This is a genomic window from Streptomyces sp. CoH27, from assembly GCF_020181035.1.
Lineage (GTDB): Bacteria > Actinomycetota > Actinomycetes > Streptomycetales > Streptomycetaceae > Streptomyces > Streptomyces camelliae.
In genome coordinates this window covers 67965-78490 of sequence record NZ_JAIQYY010000013.1, presented here as the reverse complement: position 1 = coordinate 78490, position 10526 = coordinate 67965, and the positions used below count along the sequence as shown (strand labels likewise).

At 75.3% G+C, this 10526-nt stretch carries 2 protein-coding genes; both read right to left on the bottom strand.

What is annotated here, in order from left to right:
• The coding region (locus tag LE548_RS22975; RefSeq protein WP_225098829.1) for a type I polyketide synthase at positions 1-3158 on the bottom strand (3158 nt) is incomplete at its 3' end.
• A gap of 1 nt (position 3159) precedes the next feature.
• Positions 3160-10383: a type I polyketide synthase gene (locus tag LE548_RS22970; RefSeq protein WP_225098828.1), complete on the bottom strand. Its 7224-nt coding sequence runs from the start codon at positions 10381-10383 to the stop codon at positions 3160-3162.
• Positions 10384-10526: the final 143 nt, after the last annotated feature.

Here is a 10526-nt window from a genome sequence, read left to right as displayed (position 1 = left end):
CCGGGTCCGCCGAGGGCGGGCGCGGCAGAGGCTGGGGTGCCGGATCTGTCGAGGGCGGGCGCGGCAGAGGCCGGGGTGCCGGATCTGTCGAGGGCGGGCGCGGCAGAGGCCGGGGTGGGGCGGCGGCCCGCGGTGATCAGCTCCGCCGCCGTGTCCGCGGTGTCCCGCAGCAGGGCGCTCAGCTCGGCCGCGGCCGGGAAGCGGGTGGCCAGGGAATCCAGCGCGCCGGAGCGGGGCGGCGCCGGGTGCGCGGCGGGGCGCAGTTCGGCCCGTAGCGCGTCGAGTTCCGGGCCGGCCAGGGAGACGAGGGCGCCGGAGAGGTCGAGGCGCACGGGTGGGCGCTCAGCAGCGGCTGGGGTGGCCCGGTGCGGCAGCGCCGGGGCCACGGACCCACCCGCCGCCCACAACGCGGTCGCCACACACCGGAGTTGGGACATCCCACTGCGCTGCGGGGCGTTGGCCGCGACGGTCAGGTGGTCGCGGTCGCCGAGGGTGTCGTCGATCAGTGAGGTGAGGTGGCCGGGGCCGGTCTGGACGAAGACGCGGTGCCCGGCGGCGTACATCGCCTCGGTCAGCTCGCGGAAGCGGACGGGCTCCAGCAGATGCCGTACGAACAGCTCACGCACCTCCGCCTCGCCCTGCGGGAAGGGCGCCGCGGTGGTCCCGGACCACACCGGCACGGTCGGCGGATGGAGCCGGAAGCGGTCGGCGGCCTCCTTGATGGGGGCGAGGTACGGTCCGAGCATCGGGGTGTGGAAGCCGGAGCGGAACGGCAGCACCTGGCAGATCACACCCTGGGCGCGCAGGGACCGTACGAACGCCTCGACCGCCGCGCCGGGGCCGCAGACCATGGACTGGCGGGGCGCGTTGTCGTGGGAGAGCACGATGCCGGAGTCCGGCCAGTTTTCGGCGAGGGCGGTGCGGACGTGCTCGGCGGAAGTGCCGAGGGCGGCGAATGCGAGGCCGGGGACGGTGACCGTGTCGGGGTCGAACTCGGCCATGAAGGCGTCCACTTGGGCGGCCGAGTAGAGTCCGGCCACCGCCATCGCCGTCCACTCGCCGACGCTGTGCCCGGCGACCGCGTCCGGTACGACACCCATGCGGCGCAGCGCCCGGTCCAGCAGACGGCCCACCCCGACGACACCGAAGCCGTGCCGTCCCACGTCCCCGACCTCGACGTCCGCGCCGGGCAGTGGCGGCAGCCCGAAGTGGGCCGCGATGTCGTCGGTGCGGGGGGTGAAGTCGCCCTCCAGCCCGGGGAAGACGAACGCCAGCCCGCCACCGGCCCGGCCGAGCAGCGGCCCCGGCCGGAACCACACGTCGCCGCGCCCCTGCCAGGCCCGGCCCTTGGCGACCGCACGACGGGCCAGGGCCAGCCGCTTGGCGTTCGGCGCGACGACACCGAGCCGCACGGGACCCGCACCGGGGTGCGACCGGGCGGGGTCGAGCCCTGCGGCGAGTACGGCGGAGTCCTCGGCGTCGAGGAGGGCACCGAGACCGGCCACGCTGTCGGCGGCGAGAAGCAGGACCGGCTCGGACTCGGTGACCTGGGCGGGAGCGGGCCCGGTCACCTGGGCGGCAGCAGGAGCGGGCTCGGCGACATGAGCGGCGATGGAACCAGGCTCGGTCACGTGGACGGGAGCCGAAGCACGCTCGGCGATCCGAGCGGCAGCCGAAACGGGCCCGGTCACCTGGGCGGGAGTGGGTCCGGAGGGGGCGTGGACCGGCGGACGGCCGGGGGCCTCCTCCAGCACCACGTGGGCGTTGATCCCGCCGAACCCGAAGGCGTTCACGGCGGCCCGGCGGACCGGCTGCCGGACGTCGGTCTCCCAGGGGCGGGCCCGGTCCAGGGTGCGAAAGCGCGTGGTGGCGAGGGCGGGGTGGGGGTCCTCGCAGTGCAGGGTGGGCAGCAGGGTGCCGTGGTGGAGCGCGAGGGCGGCTTTCACCAGGCCCGCGACTCCGGCGGCCGGCATGGTGTGGCCGATCATCGACTTCACCGAGCCGAGGACCGGGTGGAGGACGTCACCACCCCGCTGCCGTGGCCCGAACACCTCTGCCAGGGTGGTGAGTTCGGCCGCATCACCGGCGGGCGTCGCGGTGCCGTGCGCCTCCAGCAGGCCGATGGAGTCCGGTGCGGCCGGATCGAGGCCGGCGGTGTGCCAGGCCTGCCGTACGGCGCGGGCCTGCCCGCCCGGGTCGGGGGTGACGAGTCCCGCCGTACGGCCGTCTCCGGCCACGCCCGCGCCCCGGATCACCGCGTACACGCGGTCGCCGTCGCGCTCGGCGTCCGCGAGCCGCTTCAGGACGACGACGCCCGTGCCCTCGCCGATGAGGATGCCGTCCGCGTCACGGTGGAAGGGACGGATGCGCTCGGTCGGGGACAGGGCGCGCAGTTGGGAGAAGACGCTCCAGAGGGTGATGTCGTGGCAGTGGTGCACTCCCCCGGCGAGCATCATGTCGCAGCGGCCGGTGGTGAGTTCGTTGACCGCCTGGTCGACGGCGACGAGCGAGGAGGCGCAGGCCGCGTCCAGGGTGTAGGCGGGGCCGCGCAGGTCGAGCCGGTTGGCGATGCGGGACGCGGCCAGGTTGGGGACCAGGCCGATCGCGGACTCCGGGCGGTCGGGGCCGAGCCGTTCGGTGAACGCGGCGCGAATCCGGTCGAGTTGGTCCGATTCCAGTCCGGGTAACAACTCGCCCAGCGTGCGCACGAGTTGGTGTGCGGTCCGGACCCGCTGGTCCAGCCGGACCAGGCCGGGCGTGAGATAGCCGCCGCGGCCCAGCGCCACCCCGATCCGGTGCCGGTCGGGCAGCCGGTCCGTGCCGCCCGCGTCGGCGAGCGCGGCGGCGGCCACGTCGAGAGCGATCAGCTGGTCCGGCTCGGTGCCGGACACCGAGGCGGGCATGATGCCGTACCGCGTGACCTCCACCTCGGCCAGGCTGTCCACGAAGCCGCCGCGCCGGCAGTACACCTGGTCGGCGGCAGCCGGCCCGGCCGCAGTACCGGGCCGGTAGTAGTCGGCGTCCCAGCGGCCGGCGGGGACCTCGCGGATCGCGTCGACGCCGTCGCGCAGATTGCGCCAGTAGGCGTCGAGGCCGGGGGCGCCGGGCAGCAGCACCGCCATCCCGACGATGGCGACGGGTAGCTGACGTGACGTCATGTCACCAGCCCGATGCGGTGTGGACGACGGCACGGGCCGCCGGGTCGCCCCAGGCGAGCTCCCGGAGCAGGGCCGCGGTGCCCTCGTCCGGGTCGATCAGCCCGACCCCGCGCCGGGCGTACTCGCGGCCGAGCTCCGCCCCGACCATGCCGGTGTGTGCGCCGGAGGGTGCCCATGGTCCCCAGTGCACGGTCAGTGCACGGTGGCCGGTGCGCTCGGCCCAGTCCGCGCCGAGCGCCTCCAGGGCGTCGTTGGCGGCGGCGTAGTCGGCCTGGCCGCGGTTGCCGAGGACGGCGGCGATGCTGCCGAACAGCACGGTGAACGCGGGCGCGGCGGGCAGGTCGTCCAGGGCTGCGAACAGTGCGGCGGCACCGGCGGTCTTCGTGCCGTAGACCCGCTGGAAGGACTCGGGCGTCTTGTCGGCGATCAGCCGGTCCTCGATCACTCCGGCGGCGAAGACGACACCGTCGAGCCGGCCGTGTTCGGCGTGGATCTCCTTGACCGCCTGCAGGACGGCGTCCCGCTCCCGGAAGTCGACCGAGCGGTAGCGGGCCTCGCTGCCGAGCGTGCCGAGTTCGGCGAGGGTCGTGGCGATCTCCCGCTGGGCGAGGAGGAGTTCGGCGGTCCGGTTGATCTCGGCGGGCTTCGGCGCACCGGGTCCGGCGGCCAGTGCCGCCCGCAGTTCGACGGGGGTGCGGGCGGCCGTGGTACGGGGGTCCTCGGGTGCGGTGGGCGCGGGGGTACGGCCCAGCAGTTCCACCCGGCACCGGCAGGCGCGGGCCAGCGTGGCGGCGAATCGCGCGGTGATGCCCCGGGCGCCGCCGGCCAGCAGGACGACGGAGTCCCGGTCGAGGCCGAGCGCGGCCGCCTCGGCGGCGCCGTCGGCGGCGGGCCCGGCGCCGGTGGTGCCGAGCAGGCCGAGGGGTGCGGGCAGCAGCTCGAATCCCTGCCGGGCTCCGGCCGCCGTACGCAGGACGACCGGGGCCTCCGGCTCCGGGGCGCGCAGCTCGGCGAGCAGGGCCTCGGCGACGGCCGCCGGGGCGGTGTCCGGCACGGCGACGACCCGGGCGAGGAGGCCGGGGTACTCCCGGCCGACGCTGCGGAACAGCCCGTCCAGCCCGGCCGCCCGCAGCGCCTGCGCGCGGTCGGTGCCCCGCACGGCGAGCAGCGTCCGCGGGCCGCACGCCAGCGCCGCCCTCAGCACCGCGAAGGCGTCCGGCAGCACCGGAAGGCCGGAACCGGGCAGCGCGCCGAGGTACACAACACCGTCGACCGGGCCGTCGGCCTCGGTGAGGTGGTGTCCCTGGTCGAGGACCACGGGATCGGCACCGTGCGCGGCGAGCCGCGCCGCGACCTCGCCCGCCGCGCCCGCTCCGCCGCCGAGAAGGACGAAGCGCCGCCCGGACAGGTCGAGACCGGCCGGGCCGGGCTCCGGAAGGGCCACGGGTCGCAGCTCACAGCGCCGGGGCGGCACACCGGGAACGAGAGGTTCCGCCGGAGCTCGCGTACCGATGTGCGCCGCCTCCGCCTGCTCCCCGACCGCTTCCCGGGCGTACGACACCGCCGCCTGCCCCTCGATCGGTTCGCGGCCGTACGACATCTCGGCCCGCTCGTCGACCGGTTCGCGGGCATGAGCCGCCTCCACCTGCTCGCCCTCGCCCCCGGACCCGGCCCCGGACCCGGCCCCGACACGCGCCGTGAGCCATCCGGTCACCGCCGCCGCCGTGCGCGCCTTGGCCAGTTCCTCCAGTTCGGCGTCGTCCAGGACCTCGGCGCCGCCCGCGATGCCCAGGCGCTTGGCGAGTTCGCCCGCGATCTCGGCACGCTTGATGGAGTCGATGCTCAGGTCCGCCTCCAGGTCGAGGTCGGGCTCGATCATGTCGACGGGATAGCCGGTCCGTTCGCTGATGATCTCCAGGACGATCCGCTCCACGTCGGCCACCGGCTCTTCGGCAGCAGGGGGCGACAACTGCGGCTCGGCGGCAGGCAGTTCATGCTGGGCCACAGGAGCCGGTGCGGGCACGGCGGTGACCGGGGCCGGCGGTGTCGCGCCCGGTGCCGCCCCGAAGTAGGTGAGCAGCACATCGCGCTGGGCGGCGATCATCTCCCTGCTGGTGCGCAGGAACTCGGAGATCAGCGCGTCCCGGTCGGTGGGGGCGCCGTGCGGCTGGTCGGTGGTCACGGTCGTCTCCATGACTCGTCGGGCCGGTGCGAGGGCACCGGGCAGAAGTGCCCCGTCGGCGGTGCGGACGAGGTGTCCGTCGACCGTCCAGCCGGGCCGTTTCGGTGCCGGGGCGCGCAGCGCGTCGACGGCGTCGCGGCCGCGCAGGAGCCAGGCGGTGCGCACCGGTCGTCCGGCGACGGCGAGTTGGGCGAGTGCGTCCAGCCAGCCGCGCAGCCCGCTGTCCGCCGACGGTTCACAGACGACGGTGCGGTGCGGGCGGTCGCCGAGGATCTGCCGCACGAGCCGGGTGAGCACGCTACCGGGGCCCGCCTCGACGAAGAGCCGCGCACCCGCCTCGTACATCGCCTCGATCTGGGCGGCGAAGGCGACCGGGGCGCCGATCTGCGCGGCGAGTCCGGCACGCACCGCGTCGGGATCGCGGGGGTAGGGCGCGGCGGTGCGGTTGGCCCAGACGGGGAACTCGGGCGCCCGTACGGTCTTGTCCGCGAGGACCTCGGCGAAACGCTCGCCCGCAGAGGCCACGAGCGGGCTGTGGAAGGCGCAGGCCACGGGGATGCGCCGGGCGCCGAGCCCGGCCGCGCGCAGCAGTCGTACGGCCGTGCCGATGTCCTCGGTTGGTCCCGAAATCACCGTCTGCTCGGGTGAGTTGAGGTTGGCGACGACTACGGTCGCGGGGGCTCCGGCCGTGCGCAGGGTGTCGGTGACCGCCTCGGCGGGGGCAGCGACGGCGGCCATCGTGCCGGGGTCGTCGCCGGCCGCCGCCAGGATCGCGGCGGCGCGTTCGCCGCTCAGCTCCAGCAAGGTCTCGGGGTCGAGGGCGCCGGCCGCGGCGAGGGCGACCAGTTCGCCGTAGCTGTGGCCGGCGGCCTGGTCGGGGTGGACGCCCGCGGAGGTGAGGAAGGCGTGGGCGGCGAGGCCCGCGATGCCGAGGGCGGGCTGGGCGGCCCGGGTGTCGGTGAGGTCGGCCCGGTGACGTTCGCGGGCGGTGTCGTCGAAGGCGGCCGGCGGATGGACGACGTCGGCGTGGGCGCGGCCCAGGTACAGATAGTGGCGCAGTGCGGGGAGGGTGACCAGGAGATCGGCGAGCATGCCGGTGCGCTGGCTGCCCTGGCCGGGGAAGAGGAAGGCGACCTGGCCGTCCACCGGGTCCGCTGCGTGGATTCCGGCGGCCGGGTCGTGCTCCCCGGCGAGTATCCGCCGTAGCTGTGCGGTCAGTTCCTCGATGTCGCGGGCCACGACGGCGGCGCGTACCGGTTCGTGCGCGGTGTCGGCGCGGCGGGCCGCGGCGAGGGCGAGGTCCCGCAGCCGCCAGGGCCGGCCGTCGGCCTCGGCGGCCCGCAGGAGCTCCTCGACCGTGCGGTGGGCCGCCGCCGTGTCCCGGCCCCGGAAGAGGAACAGCTCGCACGGCCACTCGTCCAGGGTCTGCGCCGGTGGTACGGCCTCGCCGTGACCGGCGAGCACCGCGTGGAAGTTGGTCCCGCCGAAGCCGAACGCGCTGACCCCGGCGAAGCGTTCGGCGGCCGGTGCGTTCCAGGGCCGGGCCCGGGTGTGGAAGACGAAGGGGCTGCTGTCCTGCGCCCAGGCCGGGTTGGGGCGCTCCACGTGCAGGGTGGGCGGGGTGACCCCGGTGTAGAGGGCGAGGGTGGTCTTGATGAGGCCGGCGAGTCCGGCGGCGCACTTGGTGTGCCCGATCTGCGACTTGACCGAGCCGAGCGCACAACTGCCGTGCTCCGCACCGGCCTCGGTGAACACGTCGCTGAGTACGGTGAGTTCGGTGCGGTCACCGACGACCGTGCCGGTGCCGTGGGCTTCGACGAGGCCGACGTCCGCCGGTGAGACCCCGGCGTTGCGGTAGGCGCGCTCCAGTGCCGCCCGCTGGCCTTCGGGGCGGGGTGCGGTCAGGCCCAGGGAGCGGCCGTCGCTGGCGGAGCCGAGGCCCTTGACCACGCCGTAGATCCGGTCGCCGGCGCGTTCGGCGTCCGCGAGCCGTTTGAGGACCAGGCAGGCCACGCCCTCGCCGAGCGCGATGCCGTCGGCGGAGGCGTCGAAGGCGCGGGAGCGGCCGGTCGGGGAGAGCGCGTGGACGGAGGAGAACAGGACGTAGTCGTTGATGCCGTTGTGCAGGTCGGCGCCGCCGCACAGCACCATGTCGCTGGTGCCGGAGACGAGTTCCTTGCAGGCCACGTCGAGGGCGGCGAGGGAGGAGGCACAGGCCGCGTCGACGGTGAAGTTGGCGCCGCCGAGGTCCAGTCGGTTGGCGATCCGGCCGGAGATGACGTTGGCCAGCATGCCGGGGAAGGAGTCCTCGGTCAGCCGGGGCAGCTGCTCCTCGATCCCGTCCGGGACCTTGCCGTAGTAGGCGGGGAGTACGGCGCGCAGGGTGACGGCGTTGGACAGGTCGCTGCCCGCCTCGGCGCCGAAGACGACGGAGGTCCGCGCGCGGTCGAACGCCCGCCCCCGATCGCCGTATCCGGCGTCCTCAAGGGCCCGCCAGGCCGCCTCCAGGGACAGCAGCTGCACGGGTTCGATGCTGCCGAGCGAGGCGGGCGGGATGCCGTAGCGCAGCGGGTCGAAGGGGATGCGGGGCAGGAAGCCGCCCCATGTGGACGCCGTGCTGCCGGACGCGTGGTGCACGGCCGGGTCCCAGCGCTCGGGCGGCACCTCGGTGACGGCGTCGCGTCCCGTGACGACGGTGCGCCAGAAGGCGGCGAGGTCGGCGGCCTGCGGGAACATGCAGGCCATGCCGACGATCGCGATGTCGAGCGGTGCGGGCGGAGCCGGTTCGGCCGGGGGCAGCGGTGCCGGGCGCGCGGCCCGTCGGGTCAGGAAGTCGGCGGCGCCGTCGGTCACCGCACGGTGCAGCTCGGCCACGGTGGTGGTCGCCGAGCGCAGAACGGCGACCTCGCCCGCCATGAACATCCCGTCGCTGAGCTGCCGTTCCTCCCCGACAGCGGCCAACTCGCCGCCCGTGCACCGCTCCACGCCCTTGCTCGCGATGCGCAGCCGCCCCACATTGAGCCGTTCCAGCCCCTCCCAGACCTCGCGGTCGGTCAGCCCCTGCGCTCGCAGTACGGCCTCCCGGTCGCGGTATTCGCCGGTGAAGGGGCTCGGCACACAGCGGGTCGCGTGGCCCGGGGCGGTCTCCAGCAGGGCGGTCGCGGTGGCGGCGAGGACCTGCCGCTGGAAGAGGGGCTGGATGGCGCCGTGCGCGACGGCTTCCTCGGTGAACAGGTAGGCGGTGCCCATGAGGAGGCCGACGGCGGCACCGCGGGCGGTGAGCGGCGCGGCGAGGGCGGCGACCATGGCCGCCGACCGCTCGTCGTGCACACCGCCCGCGAAGAGGACCTCCAGCTGCCGGGCCCTCTCGTCATCGGCCTCGGCCAAGTAGTTCTCAAGTACCCCGAGTTGGGCCTCCCAGAGCGGGAAGGACGCCCGGGGCCCCACATGCCCGCCGCACTCGGACCCCTCGAACACGAACCTGCGCACACCGGCATCGAGGAACTGCCGCAGCAGCCCTGGTGACGGCACGTGCAGGAAGGTCCGGATCCCGGCCCGCTCCAGCGCCTCGGCCTGGGCGGGCCGGCCGCCCGCGATGACCGCGTGCGTGGGCCGCAGCTCCCTCACGGCGTCCAACTGGGCGTTCCTGATCTCCTCCGGCGCGAAGCCGAGGACACCCACACCCCAGGGCCGCCCGTCCAGCACGGCCCGCGCCTCGGTCAGCATCGCCCGCGTCCGCTCCCCGTCGGCGAGGGCCAGCGCCAGGAACGGCAGCGCCCCACCCTCGGCGACAGCGGCGGCGAACCCGGCCTGATCACTGACCCGCGTCATGGGTCCCTGCGCCACCGGAAGCCGGGTCCCGAGCGCCCGGCTCATGGCGGAGCCGGGCCGCAGAGCGGCGACGGCAGCGGACTCGGCCTGGCTGTGCCGCGTGTCCGACACGATGTCCGACGCGACGTCCGAGACGCCGGCGGCACCCACCGGGCCGGCATCGGACACGGCCTGCGAGGCCGCCGACCCGGCACCGGACACGGCACAGGAGGCCTCAGCCCCGGCAGCCGCCTCGCCGAAGGCCACCGCAGCCCCAGCCTCCTCCGCGTCAAGGTCCGCCTCAGGTCCAGCGCCCGCCGGCCCGCCCCTGCCCGCCGGACCGGCGTCGGCCACGCCGTCGACCCGCACCGGACCGCCGACGGCCACCCCCTGGATGACCGCCGACAGCTCCCGCACCACCCCCCGCACATCCCCCCACCGTTCGGCGAACCGGGCGGCGAGGAAGCCGTCCTGGCCCACGGGGAGGAGGTGGGTGCGTGGGTCGGCGGTGCCCAGGAGGGCCGCGATCGTCTCCGGGTCGTCGGTGGAGACGGGCGGGGCGTCGGGGCCGCGGCGGCGCAGCACCCGGTGGCCGCCCAGCAGCACGGTCTCCGAGCCGTCCAGGGACCGCAGAGCCGCCCGTACCGTCTCGGGCTGTCCCGACTCGGCCAGCAGGGCCAGTTGGCTGTCGAGCACGACACCGGCGGCCCCGCCGGCCACGGCGGCCGCCGCCGTACACGGTCCGATGCCGCCGCACGCCCAGACCGGAACGCCGTTCAACTCGCCGTCGGACAGCAGCTGTTGGAGCAGCACGAAGGTGCTCAGCTCGCCGACCCGGCCGCCGCTCTCGGCACCCCGGGCAATCAGACCCCGGGCACCGGCGCGGACGGCTGTCCGGGCCTGGTCGATATCGGTGATCTCCGCCAACAGCCTCCAGGCCGACGGGAGTTGGGCTGCTTGCCAGGGCGCGTCCGAGGTGAGGACCACGGTGTCGGGGCCGGCACCGACGTCGGCCGGGGTCAGGGTGCAGCGCCCGGTCACCCGCATGCCGAAGGGGCCCGGCGCGGCCCGTCTCAGCCGGGACAGTTCCTCGCGGCATCTTCGGTCGCCGGTGCCGAGGTCGAGGACGCCGAGCGCGCCGGCTGCACTGGCGGCAGCGGCGAGTCCGGCGTCGGGCTCACCGAAGGGGGTGAGACACAGGATCAGGTCTTGGGCGCGCACTGGGGAGGTCATGATGCTCCGGCACGATCGGCGGGGACAGCACGGTGGGGGGGTGTGCGGCGGAACTCTCTGGTGCGAGGGCACCGGAACCTAGCGAGGTGTTACTCACGGGTCAATAACGTCGCGCCCATTGCGCGACCGGTGACGCCGATTCG

Coding starts and splice junctions, on each gene's coding strand:
- LE548_RS22970 (WP_225098828.1), bottom strand. CDS start 10,383: ATGACCTCCCCAGTGCGCGCCCAAGACCTGATCCTGTGTCTCACCCCC.